Source organism: Jatrophihabitans lederbergiae (assembly GCF_031845305.1).
In the GTDB taxonomy this organism is placed as follows: Bacteria; Actinomycetota; Actinomycetes; order Mycobacteriales; family Jatrophihabitantaceae; genus Jatrophihabitans_A; species Jatrophihabitans_A lederbergiae.
In genome coordinates, this window is the sequence record NZ_JAVREH010000008.1 from 42,188 (window position 1) to 58,931 (window position 16,744).

The window sequence follows — 16,744 nt, forward strand, 5'->3', positions numbered from 1 at the left end:
GCGCCGGAAACCACGCTAGCGGACGAAGGGCAGCTCTCCGGTTTCGGCGACGTCACGCGCGATCACGGCCAGCTTGCGGTGGGTGTGCTGGCTGGCGACCCGGAGCGCGTCGAACGCCTGCTCCTTGGTGATCTTGTGCAGAGCCATGATGATGCCCATCGCGACTCCGATGTCTCGATTGGTGTCCAGGGCCAACCGCAGATTCTCGTTCTGGTCGTGTTCGGCGGCCCGGGCCAGCGCGATGGCACAGTGCGTCGCCAGCTCGTCGAGCGCTGTCAGGGGCAGCGACGCGAACGCGGCTGGTTCGCGCGAATAGAGGTTGAGGGCGCCGATCGTGTCCTCGTCTTCGATATACAACCGGTGCGACATCATGCTCGTGACCTTGGTCGTCTCAGCCGCACGGCCGCCGAAGTTCGGCCAACGCGCGTCCGTCGCGAGATCATCGGAGCGAAAGACGTGATGGTCATCGATCGCCTGGAGGCAGGGGCCCTCGTGCGTCTCGTACTGGATCGAGTCGACGAGGAGCGGCAACTGTCCGGTGGCGGCGATCGTCTGATAGCCCTGCTTGCCGCGCTTGACCGTTATGGCCGCGTGCTCGGCCCCCTCGATGTTCGCGGCCGCGTAATCGACCACGGCCTGCAGCGTGTCCGCCAGCGTGGGCAGCTTGGCGAGGCCGCGCGCCAAGGTGGCAAAGTCACTCAGGCGTTCGGTGGCCGGGGGTACCTCTCCGGTCGCACCGCCGCCCGAGGCGCCGAAGGTAGAAAGAAGATCATTAGGTAACTTATCATTCAACATCGCCAGGCTCCGAAGTTCAGCGAGCAGGGGAAGACCTCGCAGAACCCAGCTGCCGGAGCCCATGCCGGGCAAGCATACCCCTGGCATGACCCGCGCGTCGCGGGTTATGCCAGCCCCTCGCGACACCCAGTGGTTCGGAGCGTTCAGGTGTGTAGGAAACGACGAAGGCCCCAATTCCGGGGCCTTCAGCTCCCCCGACTGGACTCGAACCAGTAACTTCGAGTTGATCTCTGGCTCGATGATCTTGAAATCGAGGTACCTATTTCGATCTTGGTCACGTCACCTCGTCCGCGTCGGCGCGTGAGAGCAGTCGAGCGACCGCCTCTGCCAGGATGGGTAGGTCGTGGGCGACGGTTGCCTCGGCGATCGCGTGGGTGGTGTCGAAGTATCGGTGCGCGAGGTGGTCGCGCATGCGGGCGATCTGGCTCCAGGGAATCGCGGGCTCGCTGCTCGTGAGCTCTGCCGGCAGCGCCTTGACCGCCTCGCCGATCTCGAGCAGCCGGATACGGACCGCGTCGAAGACCAGCCCGTCGGAGAAGTCACCGCGCTGCCGATGGGAGGCGATGGCGGCGATGGCCTCGGCTATGTCGGTCAGTCGCTGTTGGTCGCGATAAGTCACAGGGCGATCAGCTCGGCCTCGACCCGTTCGCGGAGACCGGGTTTGAGGTCGGAAGCCGGAACGAGGTCGACAGGACTACCCATGATCGCCTCGAGATCCTCACGCAGGTGACCCAACCCGAGCAGGCCAAGGCCGGGCGGCAGATCGACGAGCAGATCAAGGTCGCTGTCCGGCCGGTCCTCGCCGCGGGCAACGCTGCCGAACACCCGCAGGTTGCGGACGCCGTGCAGTCCAGCGATGTCGACGAGTCGCCGCCGCCGCCGGCGGACGCGTTGTCCGATCGGGCCGCTCAGCACGTCGAGCCGCCCTCCCGGTGAGTACCGGCGTTGGAACTGAACCTGTCTTTCGAGCCCGACGAGGTCGTCGTCGGTCAGGTAGCCCTCACGTCGCGCCGTCTCGCAGGCCTGAACGAGCAGCGCGGCGTCGGTGCCGTAGGCCAGACAGTCCTGGATCGACTCACGCGGCCGAACCACTAGTAACCCGTCGAAGGTGATGACCGTTGCTGGGTCCAGCGTGCGTCGCCATACCCGGTAGAGGTCTCCCCCGAGTCGTCGGGGTGTGTACGTGCTGGGCACCGTCAGATGGATCATCGGCGGCTTCGCGTCGCACAAGTCGAGAAGGTCGAGCGCCGATTCGTGCGAGAGAACTCCGCGACCGCGGGTCCAGGCCACGGCTTCGGCGTACGCCGCGTGCACGCCGCCGGCGAGAACCGGCACGCGATACACACCCTGAGCCGTACGTTCGAGGCAGCCCGTCGCGGCCAGCTTGCGCAGCACGGTCGGGTCGACGCCGGCGGCACGGGCGTCGCGAGCCGTGACGTAGCCGTGGTTGCCGACGGCTACCTCGAGAACATCATCATAGGACGTCATGCGCAATACCGTACCCATTAAGCACGGTACTGCGCATATTCCTAGCCTGGCTGATCTGGGTCAGGTCCGTGACCGCGCCTGGGTCGCCGACGTCACCGGACTTCTGGATCTGAAGTCCTGGCCGGTCGGGATGCGGGTGATCGCGGGCAAGGAACGAGCGCATCCGGCGTGCGCTGTGCCTCGGTCGCAATTCAGCCTTCGAGCTTGTTCAGAGCAGGCGCTTATGTCAAGTTGCGCGCTCGCCGAGAGGACGCGATGGCCCACCGGCTCGGACGAGATTGCTTCCCGCGGTGTGCCCGACCAGTTCTTCGGCCAATCGCGCGGCCTCCATCGCCGCCACCAGATCAATGCCGGTATGGATGCCGCTGTTCTCGAGCAGGTACACCAGTTCTTCGGTCGCGATGTTGCCGCTCGCCCCAGGCGCGAATGGGCAACCACCCAGACCTGCGGCTGACGCGTCGAGCATGGTCACGCCAGCGGTGACGGCTGCCCATGCGGATGCCAGTCCGGAGCCGCGCGTGTTGTGAAAATGCGCGCCGAGAGGGACGCCTTGCGTCACCTCACGGACTGCGTCGATGAGTTCGACGACGCGACCGGGGACGGTGGTGCCGATCGTGTCGCCGAGGCAGATCTGATCCGCGCCGAGGTCGACGGCCCGCGCCGCGATGTCAGCGGTGCGCTGGACCGGAGTGGGTCCGTCGAACGGGCAGTCCCACGCAGTGGCGATGATGACCTCGCAGCGTCCGCCCGCCTGATGGGCGATCGCGGCAACTTCGGTGATTGCGGCGACGGCCTCGTCAGTGGTGCGTCGGGCGTTGGCTCTGCTGTGGCCGTCGCCGGCGGACACGACGTACTCGAGGCCGCTGATCCCGGCGGCCAGGGCACGTTCAGCACCCTGTGGGTTCGCCACCAATGCGGAGTAAAGGATCGACCCGGTCGGCGACCGACGCGTCACTCGTAGATGCTCCCCGATCGCGTCGGCATCGGCCATCGCCGGGACGGCGCGAGGGGAAACGAACGCAGTTGCTTCGATCCGTCCGACTCCCGTTGCGGCCAGGGCGTCGAGGAAGCGGATCTTTGCTTCGGTCGAGATGGGCTGCTCGATCTGCAGGCCATCCCGCGGACCGACCTCGCGGATGCTTACGGAGTTCGGCAGCGACAGCGCGGGGGTGGTCATCGTCAGATCACGCCTGCGTCCGAGAGCCGAGCGATCTCGCTCGGGTCCAGACCCAACAGGTCGGTGTAAACGTGCCGGTTGTCAAAGCCGGGTTCAGGCTGCCCCGCCCATTTCACCGTGCCCGGAGTACCTGTCATCTTGGGGACGATGCCCGGTCCGAGTATGTCGGCTCGGACTCGGGAGTCGTAGTGCGGCACGAACATGTCCCGCGCCCGGAACTGAGGGTCGCGGACGACATCGGCCACGGTGTTGACCGGGCCCGAGACGACGCCGGCCTCGATGAGCAGGGCACTCAGCTCGTCGGCGTCGTGGTTCGACGCCCAGTCAGCCACGATCTTGTCGATGTCGTCCTGGTTCTGGCCACGCGCCACATGGTCGACGAACCGTTCGTCATCGATCAGTTCGGGTCGGTCCATAGCATGGCAGAGCCGGGCGAAGAGGGTGTCCTGGTTCGCGGCGATGATGACCCATCGTCCGTCGGCAGACTTGTAGAGGTTCGACGGAGCGATCTTGTCGAGGCGGGTCCCGGACGGCTGCCTGATGTGCCCGGTTCGGTGGTAGTCGGGGATGGTCGACTCCAGCATCGCCAGGCATGCCTCGGACAGTGCCACGTCGACGACCTGACCGCGCCCGGTGCGGTCGCGTGCCACGAGCGCGGCGAGGGCGCCCTGAAACGCGAACATGCCTCCGAGCGAGTCGCCGAGCGACACCGCTAGGCGCGGTGGCGGCTGATCAGGAAAGCCGTTCAGGAACCGTAAGCCGCTCGCACCTTCGGCGACCGAGGCGTAGCCGGGACGGGACGCATAGGGGCCGGTCTGCCCGTATCCGGAGACCCGAGCCAGAACGATGCGCGGGTTGCGCGCGGACAGCACGTCCCAGCCGAGGTTCCAGTGTTCGAGTGTGCCTGGACGGAACGATTCAATGATGACGTCCGCGTGGTCTACCAGGTCGAGGAACAGCTTCTGGCCTTCGGGAACGCGTAGGTCGAGGGTGATGCAGCGCTTGTTGCGCGCATGCACGGTCCAGAAAAAGTGGTGGCCGTCCTCCTCGGCCTGACCCCAGGTGCGTAGCGGGTCCGGGCGATCAGGAGCTTCGATCTTGACGACGTCAGCGCCCATGTCACCGAGCAGACGGCCGGCGAACGGACCGGCGATCAGCGTGCCGATCTCCAGCACGCGAATGCCTTCGAGCGCACCGCTCGGTGGCGCGGCGTGATCGAGCAGCGGATCGGTTGCAGGGGCGGTATCGGTCATGCGAGAGCGACGGGTGGCAGGTCGACGAGATGTCCCATGCGGTCGCGCTTGGTGCGTAGATAGGCGATGTTCTCCGGCGTGACCGACGGGCGTGACGCGATGCGATCAAGCAACGTCAGGTCATGACCGCCGAGGCCCGAGTACTTGTGCGGGTTGTTGGTGATCAGCCGGATTCGATTTACACCGAGGTCGGCCAGGATTGCAGCGCCGACCCCGTAATCGCGTCCGTCGACGGGCAGGCCGAGGTCGAGGTTCGCATCGACGATGTCGCGGCCGTGATCCTGCGATTCGTAGGCCTGGAGCTTGTGGCCGAGTCCGATACCGCGGCCCTCGTGCCCACGGAGGTAGATGACCGCGCCGGTGCCCTCCTCGGCAATCGTCCGCAGCGCGGCTTGCAGTTGCGATCCGCAGTCGCATCGTTGCGATCCGAACAGGTCACCGGTCAGGCACTCGCTGTGGACGCGGACCAGCACGCCGGCGGCCGATGCGTTGGCGGCCGAGAGATCGCCCATGGTGAGGGCGACGTGTTCGATGTCGTCGTGCGCGGAGCGGAAGCACACGGCATTGAAGCGGCCGTAGTCCGTCGGCATGCGCGCCTCGCCGGTGCGCCGCACGATCTGATCAGTACGTCGCCGGAAGAAGGCCATCATCTTGTGAGTCATGTGTTCGGCCGCGCAGATGAGGTCGCCCTCGTTCTCGCGGTCCTTGTCGTCCGCGACCACAACCATGCCGCCGTCAGCCAGGCGGGCGAGGGCAGCGCGAACAGCATCGTCCGGGTGGGTGATTCGCGGCAGGGTCATACCTGGGGCTCCATCGTGCTCAGCACCTTCGACGATTGAACGGCAGCGGCGAACTCGACGAGGGCCGCACCGTGCGTCGCGGCCAGCGCGGCCGCGCCGTCGGTGAGGGTCTTGTCGGGGGTGAACGAGCCCCCGTCGAGGTACAGCGCTGGGGACAGCACCTGCACGGCGAAGAACGTGGCGAGCACCGAACGCAGGCCATCAGGCGCGAGGTAGTGGTGTGCGCTGGCTCCGGTCATGACGATGGCTGTCGCTTTGCCGCGCAGTGGCGCGCTGGCCTCGCCATACTTGCCGCGCTGTGTCGACTCCAGCAAGGATCGGAGCAGCGCAGTGTGGCCCGCGCGGTACACCGGGGAGCCGAAGATGATCGCGTCGGCAGCATCGATGGCCGCCAACGCGTCGTCGGTGCTTGTTGTCGCGAGTTCGATCAGTTCGGTCTCGGCGCCCGCGTCCGCTGCGGCAGCGAGCATCGCCCGTACTGTCGTCGTGGTTCGGCCGCCGGCGCTCGGGCTCGCCACCACGGCGAGGACGGCGGTCATGACGGCTGTCCGGGAGTCAATGGGCGCTCGGGGTAGTTGCCCCGGTAGAACAGGAGCGGATGCAGTCGGAGGTCCGAGGCGAGATCCTGGACCTCGCCGACCACGATCGTGTGGTCGCCGCCCTCATGTTCCGCCCAGAGGGTGCAGTCGATCCATGCCACCACGCCCTCGAGGATCGGTGAGCCCTTGGGGCTTGGCGTCCAGTCGACGCCGGCGTACTTGTCGGTCCCGGATCGGGCGAACCTGGTGCTGAGCTCGGGGTGGTTCTCGGCGAGGACGTTCACGCAGAACATGCCGACTTCGCGGATGCGCGGCCATGTTGTCGAGGTTCGTGCCGGGCTGAAGCTGATCAGCGGCGGGTCCAGGGACAGCGAGGCGAACGACTGGCAGGTGAAGCCCAGCGGCTCGTCGCCGAGCGCGGTGACGACCACGACGCCGGAGCAGAACGACCCGAGGACCTCGCGCATCGCCTCGGGCGTGAAGCTGCGGACGCCGGCTGCGGAGTCGGTTCCTCTCGTCATTCATTCGACGCTACGGACCCGTGGTGGAGGCCACTATCCCCTCAACGTTGGGTGGCATCCGCTGCGAGCAAAGGCCTCCGTGTGCCGGCGGTGCCGGCGTCCGCCCTGGCGATGGACGGTGTTGACCGCACCGACACGGCCCTCGCGATGCGGAGACCGGTCGAGTACCGCATCGGCCCATTGCTCGACCGAATCGCCGACTAACGTCCGCCGGCCGTTCTTGTCGCGGAACGCGGATACCGTTGCCGCACTGCGCGGATAGACAGGCGCACTGTGCGGCTGGATAACCAACAGCCCTGCGACCTACCGTTCTTCTGTGTCGCAGGCCACAGGCAACGCCGCCGTACTGGAACCGCGAGGAGGCAATGGGGTCGTGCCCGACGAACCAGCTGACAGCGCAGGCTCGGAGACCGAGGCGCGCCGGCCCTTGTCCCGATTCCCCATCGTCGGAACGCAGAGCCTGGAAGAAGCACGAGACGCCGTCGAACGGATCTACCTTCCGCACGACCTGACCGGCGACTCGGATCGCCTGGACATGACCCTCAACGCCGTCACCGACCACCGCTTCACGCTGGGATTCTTGACTTATCAGGCCAATACGAAGCTCGTGATGCCCGCGACGGAGGAGACGTACCACGTCAACCTCACCGTTGCCGGGTCGACCGACGCCGACCGTTCGGACGGCGAACGCGAACAAACCTCGTCGCACGCGCGCGGCATCGTGCTGAACCCCCACCAGCGCAACACGGTGCGGTGGACGCCCGACGCCGAACAGCTCATCCTCAAGATCCCGCGCGTCAGCCTGGAGAACCATCTCGCCGACCTCATCGGTCAGCCTGTCGCCGAAGTCATCGACTTCGACTTCGGCCTCGATCTCACGAGTTCTGTGGGCACGAGCCTCGTCAACTCGGTGAAGTTCCTCGCCTCCGAACTCGACCGTCCCGGCGGGCTGGCCGAGCAGCCGCTTGCTCGCGAACAACTCGAGGCGTTCGTGATGACGCAGGTGCTGCACGCCGGGAGGCACCAGTTCAGCGACGTCCTGGCTCAGCCGGCCGAGGTTGTCCGGTTCGGTCGCCTGGCGCCGGTTGTCGAATACATGGAAGCCAACGCCGACGAGGCGCTCACGCCGCAGGAGCTGGCCAAGGTCGGCTGCATGAGCGTGCGGACGCTGCATGCGTCGTTCCAGCACACGTTCAACGAGTCACCGATGGCCTACCTTCGTCGCCTGCGTCTGGACCACGTCCGAGCTGAGCTGCTGCGCAGCAACGCAACTGACGTACAGGTCACGGATGTCGCGACCCGCTGGGGCTTCTTCCATCAGAGCCGCTTCGCTCAGCAGTACCGCGAACGCTTCGGCGAGCTACCCAGCGTCACGCTGCGCCGCTGACCTACCCGGGTGCGCTGTCGTGAGTCTCGCGAGCGCCCGGCGGATAGTCCGGACCGACGGCGCGGCCTAGCGTCAGACGTACCAAGTTCCGAAGCCAAGACACCTCACCGACAGAGGAGCAGCCGATGACGTCGACGTCAGAATCCGGCCTGGAAGAGTTCAAGCTGTTCATCGGCGGCAAGTCCGTCGACGCCCGATCCGGGAAGACCTTCGACTCCACCAACCCGTACGCGGGAAAGCCGTGGGCCGTTCTCGCCGACGGCAGCCCTGAGGACGTCGACGAGGCGGTCGCATCAGCACGCACCGCGTTCGAGGGCGAGTGGGGCCAGCTGACCGGCTTCCAGCGCGCGGCGATCCTGCGACAGTGCGGCGACGCGATCCTGGCCAACGCCGAGCGGCTGGCCCGGCTCGAGGTCAACGATTCCGGCAAGCTGATGCGCGAGATGCTCGGCCAGCTCAAGGGCCTGCCCCAGTACTACTACTACTTCGCCGGTTTGGCCGACAAGATCGAAGGCCGCTCCGTCCCCCCGATGAACCCGAACTACTTCTGCTACACGCGCCGCGAACCGATCGGCGTCGTCGGCGCCATCACGCCGTGGAACTCACCCCTGCTGCTTCTGACCTTCAAGCTCGCCCCGCTGCTCGCTGCCGGCAACACCTGCGTGGTCAAGCCGTCCGAGCACGCCCCGGCGTCCACCGTGGCATTCGCCGAGGTGCTGTTCGAAGCCGGCCTGCCGGCCGGTGTCCTCAACGTCGTCACCGGCTGGGACCGCTCGACGGGACAGGCGTTGGCTTCGCACACCGGCGTCGACAAGATCGCCTTCACCGGCTCCTCGGCGACGGGAGCGAAGGTCGCCCAGGCAGCAAGCGCGAACCTCAACCGCGTCACGCTGGAACTCGGCGGCAAGAGCCCTCAGATCGTGTTCCCCGATGCGGATCTCGACGCCGCCGCCAACGGCCTGATCGCAGGCGTGTTCGCCGCGACCGGTCAGACGTGCATGGCCGGCAGCCGGCTGATCGTCCACCAAGACGTCCACGACGCGCTCATCGACAAGGTGGTTGCCCGCGCCAACTCGATCAAGCTTGGCGATCCGCTCGACGCCGACACCGAGATGGGGCCGGTCGCGAACCAGCCGCAGTACGAGAAGGTGTTGTCCTACCTACAGGGCGCCGCCGCCGAAGGCGCCACCTTCGCCTGTGGTGGCGAACCGGACGCCGCGCAGGGTGGCCTGTTCGTCAAGCCCACGGTGGTCACCAATGTGACACCGCAGAACACCATCGTGCGCGAAGAGGTGTTCGGACCCGTCCTCGCGGCCTACACCTTCAGCGACGAAGACGAGGCGCTGAAGCTAGCCAACGACACTCCCTACGGCTTGGCGGGCGCCGTGTGGACCAAGGACGTGCACCGCGCGCACCGGGTCGCGGCCAAACTGCGAGCCGGCACCATCTGGATCAACGCCTACCGAGTTCTGGCCCCGAACATGCCTTTCGGTGGCTTCGGCGCCAGCGGAATCGGGCGCGAGAACGGCATCGACGCGGTGTACGAGTACACCGAGAACAAATCGGTGTTCGTCGAGCTCACCGGCGGCACCAGAGACCCATTCCAACTCGGCTGACCCGTCGAACGGTGTTCTGCTGGCCGGCATACCTCGCGGTATGCGGGCCAGTGGCGTATCAGACGACCTAAACCGCAGATCTCTGCGCGTGGCGGACGGATGACTGCACTGTGCGGCTGTCACCTACGCCACACCCTGCCTAGCGTCGGATTCACCAACGTGCCCGCCGGCCGACAAAGGAGACAGCCATGACCCAGAGTGCCAACGAGCGCCTCGGACTTGCCCCGACAGATCCTCGACCGCCCGCAGAGACCCAGCCGGTCGAGGACGGTCGACGCACCAACCCGATCTTCAACGATCAGAAGATGAAGCTCGGACTGTTCGGGCAGAACTGTTCCTACGGGCTGATCATGTCCCACGCGGAGTCGTCTTTCGAGATCTCCTGGGAACACAACCTGTCCATCGCCCGGCAGGCCGACGAACTCGGTTTCGAGGCCCTCGTCCCCGTCGCCCGTTGGAAAGGCTTTGGCGGCTCGACGAACTTCAACGGCAACTGCTTCGAGACCTACACCTGGGCGGCAGCCACCGCGCAGGCCACCGAGAACATCGGCATCTTCGCCACGTCGCACCTGCCGACCGTTCATCCGATCGTCGCCGCCAAGCAGGCCGTGACCATCGACCGCATCTCGCACGGCCGCTTCGGCGTCAACCTCGTCATGGGCTGGGTGCCGCCGGAAATGGAGATGTTCGGCGGCGAGCAGCGCGAGCACGACCAGCGTTACGAGTTTGGTCAGGCGTGGATCGACCTGGCCACCCAGCTGTGGACCGAGACCGGTTCGTTCGACGTCGACAACGAGTTCTTCAGCGGCCGCGACCTCGAGGCCTACCCCAAGCCCTGGCAGGCACCCCGGCCCGCACTGCTCAACGCCGGGAACTCACCGCGCGGCGTGGAGTTCTCCGCCCGCAACGTCGACGTCAACTTCGCGTCCCTGGACACGCTGGAAAACATCGATGCCTACACCAAGAAGGTCCGCGGCCTGGCCAAGGACAAGTACCACCGCGAGATCGACGTGATGACCTACGGCCTGGTCGTATGCCGACCGACCGAGGCCGAGGCCAAGCGCGACTTCCAGAACGTCGTAGACAAGGGCGACTGGGGCGCGGCCGGCAACGTCATCAACATCGCGCTGTCCGGCGCGAGCCAGTCCTTCGACCACGCCCGCGAGATGTCCGAGCGGTTTATCGCCGGCTGGGGCGGCTACCCGCTGGTCGGCACCCCGGAGCAGGTCGTCCAGGGGCTGAAGGAACTCAGCGACGCAGGCATGGGCGGCATGATCATGGGCATGATCGACTTCAACGAGGAGATGAAGTTCTTCGGAGACGAGGTCATGCCGCTGATGATCGAAGCAGGCCTTCGCCACGCCTGAGGTACGAACCGGCAGGTGATACCGATCTGCCCGACGTGGAAACGACACAACCACTCGGGTAGTTCGGCTTCCTCATCGGACGGGTGGAGTCACGCGGAGTGACTTCACCCGTCCGATGCCTTTTATGACGGGCCGGGCTGAGTCGACCTGCTCGCCGTGCGGGCAGGCAAGGACCGTCAGGGCCTGGGAGCGGGCGTGGGTGTCCACGCCGACGACGAACGGGTGAGCATGCGCGACGACAGCTCTGTGAGGGGCCACGACCATGTGGTCGGGCAGTCATCCTGATCAAGTCACCGGAGCGGGCCGGGAAGGCGCCGGCCACCCACCCAGCGCGGACAGGTCCGCATCAGCGCACTCGCAAAGAGGCCACAGTCGGTATGAGTCACGCACGGGATGAGGCGACCGACGCCAACCCTGCCGGCCGATCCCAGATCAGCTGCCCGCCCGGCTGCAGAACCGACGCGAGTGTCGCTCGGCATTCACCCAAGGTTCGCCTGGCATCCCTCGTGAGGCCAAAGAAGCTCCATAGGGTTTCTTGTGCCGCAAACAACATCGAGGGGGATCGAGATGGACAGCACGCCCGCGATCCGTGCGCGCGGGATCACCAAGTCCTTCGGCGAGGTCGTCGCCCTTGACGGCGTCGACCTCGACATCACCGAAGGGCAGGTGCACGGTCTGGTCGGGCCGAACGGCGCCGGGAAGACGACGTTGCTCGGCCTGTTCCTCGGCCTGGCGGTTCCCGACGGCGGCGTCCTGGAGATCCTGGGCAGCCCGGTCCGCAGGACGCTCGCCCTCCCGGACGGCGTGGCCGGGTTCGTGGACGGGCCGGGTCTGTACCCCTCGCTCACCGCCCGCCGGAACCTCGCCGCCCAGGCCTCGTTGCGGGGGGACGACCCCGGCGGCATCGATGACGCCCTGGCGCAGGTCGGCCTGACCGATGTCGCGGACGACCGCGTCCGCGGCTTCTCACTCGGGATGCGGCAGCGTCTCGGACTCGCCGCCGCTCTGCTGACGAAGCCACGGCTGCTGGTGCTCGACGAGCCGGCGAACGGTCTGGACCCCGCCGGCGCGCGCCACGTGCACCGCGTGCTGATCGATCTGGCGGCGCACGGCACGTCGGTCATCCTGTCCAGTCACCGGATGGACGACCTGGCCGCGCTGTGCAGCGAGGTCACCCTGCTCGCTCACGGCCGGGTCGTCTTCTCCGGCCCCGTCAGCAAGCTCGCCGCCGAGACCGGCGAGCTCGACTACCGGGTGCGCACCTCCGACCCGGACGCCGCCCGGCGCATCGCGGCAGGGACGCCGGACGTGCGCCTGCTGCCCGACGACGACCTGCGCCGGCGCCAGGACGCCGGGGCGCTGCTCGTGCGCGGCGGCGTACCGGCATTGGACGACCTCGTCGCGCAGCTGGTCGGGTCCGGGGTGGCGGTGCGCGAGCTGGCGCCGGTCGTCGCGCCGCTCGAGGCGGCATTCCTCGCTCTGACCGAGACCCCGCCGGACGACGACAGGGACAACCGCTGATGACCGCAACCGTCGCACTGCCGCGAGCGGGCGCACGGCCGGCGCCGGTCCGCAACGGCTACCGCTTCGAACTGGTGAAGCTGCTGGCACAGTGGCGCATCCGCCTCCTGCTCGCCGGGTGCTGGGTCGGCCCGGCACTGTTCGTCGCCACCGTCAGCCGGCAGAGCTCGCTACCCGCCGACACGGTCTTCGGCCGCTGGATGGGCCAGAGCGGCTGGGCGGGCTCGCTCGTGGTGCTGTCGTTCTGCTGCAGCTGGGTGCTGCCGCTGCTGACATCGCTGGTCGCCGGCGACGTGTTCGCCGCCGAGGACCGGCTCGGCACGTGGCGGCACCTGCTCGTCGCCGTGCGCTCGCCGCGGCGGATCTTCGCGGCGAAGGCGCTCGCCAGCGGAAGCGTCATCCTGCTGCTCGCTGCGGGGTTGACCGGCTCCAGCATCGTCGGCGGGTTGGTGGCCGTCGGCAACCAACCACTCGTCGGCCTCGACGGCCATCTTCTTACGGCAGGGCACGCGGGCGCCGCGGTGTTGCTGGCCTGGGCGTCGGCACTCGCGCCGACGCTCGCGTTCTCGGCGGTCGGACTGCTCGGCTCGGTCGCGCTCGGCCGCTCCCCGATGGGCCTGCTGATGCCCGTGCTGTTGGCGATCTTGCTGCAGCTGGCGCAGTTGCTGCCGCTGCCCGTCGTGGTGCGCGTCGCGCTGCCCAGCTACGCCTTCCTGGCCTGGCGCGGGCTGTTCACCGACCCGGCGCAGAGCGGCCCGATCCTGATGGGCATCGGGATCAGCCTCGTGTGGGCGGCGGCCGCGACAGTGCTCGCCTACCTGCTGTTCATGCGCCGCGACTTCACCGACCTGGCCTACGACGGATCCGGCCGACGCGTGGCGCTCGACGCCGTACTGCCGCTGGGTGCGCTGCTCGCGGTCACGATCGGGGTGGCGGCCGTCGCGGTCCCGGCCTCCGGTTCCGGTATCGACCGGCCGAAGCTGCAGCACTCGCTGGCCACTGCCTACGCCCACCTGTACCGCCTGCAGTCCCGGGAACTGCACCGTCCGGACGTGACGGAGCAGCAGTTGCGGACCGGCGCGTCGTGCGACAAGGGCGGTTCCCGGGTCGAGGACTCCGGACCCGGCAACGACTGGCGGTGTGTCGTGTCCTGGCACATCCCCGGCGCCACGGCCACCGGCTCGGCCAGCTATCAGCTCGACGTCACCGCAGATGGGCGGTACGTCGCCGACGGTGATGGACCACAGGAAGTCAACGGCTTCTTCCAGGTCCACACCTCGACGGGGGATGCACCCAATCCCCTGTGGCAGTTCGACGGCTCCGTCGACCTGCTCACCCCCACCGCGAAGGGATAAGTAATGCAAGTAACGCGACAACGCCGATCCGTCTCAGGGGCCCGCTCCGGGCTCCCGGGGCTGACCGGCCGCCGCCTGCGCATCGTCGTCGCCGGCACCTCAGCCGTCCTCGTCGCCGGCGCTGGGGTGGCGTACGCATCCACGCAGATGTTCGGCCAGAACCAGGTCGGCACGCAGTACGCGAACGGCATCCAGGTCTCCGACAACCAGATCATCCAGCCGCTCGGTGACCGCCTGCTCACCAAGTTCGGCAAGTTCATGGGCTCGTCGGTCAGCGCGGACGGGCGATACCTCGCCGCGACGAGCGCCGACAAGTCCGTCGTCCTGCAGGTCTTCGACCTGTCGTCCTACAAGCTGATCTGGACGGTCGGATCGGCCACCGGGGTGAGCCAGAAGCTCTCCGACGGCACGGTAGGCCAGGAGGGTCCGACGTACTCGCCGGACGGCAAGTTCCTCTGGATGTCGCAGGCGAACGGGCTGACCCGCTTCCCGGTCAACAGCGACGGCACCCTGGGCACGCCGACGTCCGTCCCGCTGCCCAAGGTCAACGGCGCGTCCGCGCTGCCGGGCAAATCCGTCTACTCCGCCGACGGTTCGACGCTCTACGTCGCGGTCAACGGGCAGAACACCGTCAAGGCACTGGACCCGTCGACCGGCGCCGTCGAGCAGACCTGGAACGTCGGCATCGCCCCGCGCGAGCTCGACCTCGTGGGCGACAAGCTCTACGTCAGCAACGAGGGTGGCCGGCAGGCGAAGCCGGGTGACACCACGATCAACTCCTACGGCACGCAGGTGCCCGCCAACCCGTACCTGGGCACCTCGACCACCGGCACCGTCAGCGTCATCGACACCTCGGCCCCGTCCACCCCGGTCAACTCGATCGACGTCGGTCTGCACCCGACCGCGCTGTACAACAGCGGGAACGCGTTGTTCGTCGCCAACACCAACAGCGACACCGTCTCGGTGATCAACACGAAGAACGACAAGGTCGTGCAGACGATCGCCACCCAGCCGTGGCCATCGTCCAAGGTCGGTTACCAGCCCACCGGAATCGCCCTCACCAAGGACGGTCACCTGCTGGTGACGCTCGGGCGGGCCAACGCCGTGGCGGTGTACCGCTACGAGGGCACGCCACAGGAGCCGGTGAGCTACCTGGGCCTGCTGCCGACCGATTACTACCCGGCCGCAGTGGCCGCGGTCGGCGATCAGATCGTCGTCACGAACACCCGCGGCATCGACGCACGCGGCCCCGAACTCACGTACAACAAGGGCCCGGGCACCGCGCCGGCCGTCGGTCACGGCACGCACAGCACCACCGCCACGCTGACGCGCTTCATGCTGCCGAGCGACCGGCAGATCGCGCGCTACACCTCGACCGTGTTCGCCCAGAACGGCTGGGGCAGGAAGGACGTCAAGGAGGCCAAGCACGGCAGGACGAAGGCCGTTGCGGTGCCGACCCGGCTCGGCGCCCCGTCGACCATCAAGCACGTCTTCCTGCTGGTGAAGGAGAACCGCACCTACGACCAGGTCTACGGCGACGACAGCCGCGGCAACGGCGACCGTTCGCTCACGCAGTTCGGCGAGAAGGTCACGCCCAACCAGCACGCGCTGGCCAAGCAGTTCGGCCTGTACGACAACACCTACGACGTGGGCACCAACTCCGCCGAGGGGCACAACTGGATGATGCAGGGTGACAACCCCGAGTACACCGAGTCCTCCGCGGGTGAGTACACCCGCAGCTACGACACCGAGGACGACGTGCTGGGCCACCAGCGCTCGGGCTTCCTGTGGACCGCTGCCGAGTCCGCCGGCAAGACCGCGCGCAACTTCGGGGAGTTCACCCAGTTCGAGACCAAGCCGGCCGGCGCGACGTGGCAGAAGTACTACTGCACGACCACGGGCGTCGAGAACGGCGGAAACCCGAGCGCGCTCACGGACCCGTCCGTCCGGCAGGACACCGAGTCCCCGATCCCGTCCCTGAACGCGATCACCGACCACGACTACCCGAAGTTCGACACCAACATCCCCGACATCTACCGCTACCAGATCTGGAAGCAGAACTTCGAGAAGAACGGCCCCGCGAACCTCAACATGTTCTGGCTCTCCAGCGACCACACCGGTGGTACGCCCGACCCCGAGGCCCAGGTCGCCGACAACGACCTCGCCGTGGGCAAGATCGTCCAGGAGATCGCGCACAGCAAGTACTGGAAGGACTCCGCGATCTTCGTGGCCGAGGACGACAGCCAGGACGGTGCCGACCACGTCGACGGCCACCGGGCGCCCATCCAGATCATCAGCCCCTGGGCGCAGCACGGCGCGGTCGACAGCACCTACTACTCGCAGCTCAACATGGTCCGCACCATCGAGCAGATCCTCGGTGCCCAGCCGCTGAACCAGAAGCTCGCCGCGGCGACCCCCATGTACGGCGCATTCACCAAGAAGCCCGACTACACCCCCTTCCTCGCGGTGCCGAACCAGGTCCCGCTCACCGAGGGCGTCACCCCCGCACCCGACTGCGGCCCGGACACCCTGGGTCTCACCGGCACCGCCGCCAAGAACCTCAACGCGCAGGTGGCGAAGCGGGTCGCCGTTCCGGCCGCCAAGAAGGAGGTCGCCGCACAATGGACGGCATGGGCACAGAAGCAGCGCTTCACCGGTGATTCCGCCGTGCCGGACTACGCGAACCCGGAGCAGATGAACCGCTACACCTGGTACCGCACACACGGATGGAAGCACCCCTACCCGGGCGACCCGAAGATCTACGCCCCGTCCCAGGTTCCCGGTGGCTACCTCCCGAGCTCGGACTCGAACTGAGGGTCTGCCACACAGATAGTTGACAACCGCACGACACGACGGCCCGCCGAACCTCCGGCGGGCCGTCGCCGACTGCAGGCACCCGGTGCGCCGGCTCCCACACACCCTCAC

General features: G+C 67.4%; 14 protein-coding genes. 6 read left to right on the plus strand and 8 right to left on the minus strand.

All coding sequences use genetic code 11. The annotated features are described in order from the left end of the window. Nucleotides 1–15: 15 nt before the first annotated feature. From RM423_RS08720 to RM423_RS08755, 8 genes are all read right to left on the minus strand, one after another. Nucleotides 16–858 carry a GAF and ANTAR domain-containing protein gene (locus tag RM423_RS08720; protein WP_311422631.1) on the minus strand — a complete coding sequence of 281 codons (843 nt, stop codon included), beginning with the start codon at nt 856–858 and terminating at the stop codon, nt 16–18. 211 nt (nt 859–1,069) lie between these two features. Continuing rightward, nucleotides 1,070–1,414 carry a HepT-like ribonuclease domain-containing protein gene (locus RM423_RS08725; RefSeq protein ID WP_311422632.1) on the minus strand — a complete coding sequence of 115 codons (345 nt, stop codon included), beginning with the start codon at nt 1,412–1,414 and terminating at the stop codon, nt 1,070–1,072. Continuing rightward, nucleotides 1,411–2,283, minus strand: a complete 873-nt coding sequence (locus tag RM423_RS08730; protein ID WP_311422633.1) for a nucleotidyltransferase domain-containing protein — start codon at nt 2,281–2,283, stop codon at nt 1,411–1,413. Before RM423_RS08730 ends, RM423_RS08725 begins: the two co-directional genes overlap by 4 nt. Before the next feature lie 226 nt (nt 2,284–2,509). Then, the gene (locus tag RM423_RS08735; RefSeq protein ID WP_311422634.1) at nt 2,510–3,460 is read right to left on the minus strand and encodes a hydroxymethylglutaryl-CoA lyase; all 951 of its coding nucleotides are present in this window, start codon (nt 3,458–3,460) and stop codon (nt 2,510–2,512) included. A gap of 2 nt (nt 3,461–3,462) precedes the next feature. Then, entirely contained in the window at nt 3,463–4,713 is a 1,251-nt protein-coding gene (locus RM423_RS08740; RefSeq protein WP_311422635.1) for a CaiB/BaiF CoA transferase family protein, read from the minus strand. Continuing rightward, nucleotides 4,710–5,513, minus strand: coding sequence for a GTP cyclohydrolase II (gene ribA / locus RM423_RS08745; RefSeq protein WP_311422636.1), 804 nt, complete (start codon nt 5,511–5,513; stop codon nt 4,710–4,712). The genes RM423_RS08740 and ribA overlap by 4 nt, the downstream gene beginning before the upstream one ends. Then, nucleotides 5,510–6,052: an NAD(P)H-dependent oxidoreductase gene (locus tag RM423_RS08750; protein WP_311422637.1), complete on the minus strand. Its 543-nt coding sequence runs from the start codon at nt 6,050–6,052 to the stop codon at nt 5,510–5,512. The genes ribA and RM423_RS08750 overlap by 4 nt, the downstream gene beginning before the upstream one ends. Beyond that, nucleotides 6,049–6,573, minus strand: a complete 525-nt coding sequence (locus tag RM423_RS08755) for a flavin reductase family protein (RefSeq protein WP_311422638.1) — start codon at nt 6,571–6,573, stop codon at nt 6,049–6,051. Before RM423_RS08755 ends, RM423_RS08750 begins: the two co-directional genes overlap by 4 nt. A 316-nt stretch (nt 6,574–6,889) precedes the next feature. On the opposite strand from RM423_RS08755, the gene RM423_RS08760 reads away from it, so the two are divergent. From RM423_RS08760 to RM423_RS08785, 6 genes are all read left to right on the plus strand, one after another. After that, entirely contained in the window at nt 6,890–7,960 is a 1,071-nt protein-coding gene (locus tag RM423_RS08760) for an AraC family transcriptional regulator (RefSeq protein WP_311422639.1), read from the plus strand. Between the two features lie 125 nt (nt 7,961–8,085). Beyond that, the gene (locus RM423_RS08765; RefSeq protein WP_311422640.1) at nt 8,086–9,576 is read left to right on the plus strand and encodes an aldehyde dehydrogenase; all 1,491 of its coding nucleotides are present in this window, start codon (nt 8,086–8,088) and stop codon (nt 9,574–9,576) included. Nucleotides 9,577–9,764: 188 nt separating this feature from the next. Continuing rightward, entirely contained in the window at nt 9,765–10,943 is a 1,179-nt protein-coding gene (locus RM423_RS08770; RefSeq protein WP_311422641.1) for an LLM class flavin-dependent oxidoreductase, read from the plus strand. Between the two features lie 567 nt (nt 10,944–11,510). Further along, a complete protein-coding gene (locus RM423_RS08775) occupies nt 11,511–12,464 on the plus strand; it encodes an ABC transporter ATP-binding protein (RefSeq protein WP_311422642.1) in 954 nt (317 codons plus the stop codon). Further along, on the plus strand, nt 12,464–13,819 hold the full coding sequence (locus RM423_RS08780; RefSeq protein ID WP_311422643.1) for an ABC transporter permease: 1,356 nt from the start codon (nt 12,464–12,466) through the stop codon (nt 13,817–13,819). Before RM423_RS08775 ends, RM423_RS08780 begins: the two co-directional genes overlap by 1 nt. Nucleotides 13,820–13,822: 3 nt before the next feature. Further along, complete coding sequence (locus RM423_RS08785; protein WP_311422644.1) at nt 13,823–16,633, plus strand: alkaline phosphatase family protein; 2,811 nt, start codon at nt 13,823–13,825, stop codon at nt 16,631–16,633. Nucleotides 16,634–16,744: the final 111 nt, after the last annotated feature.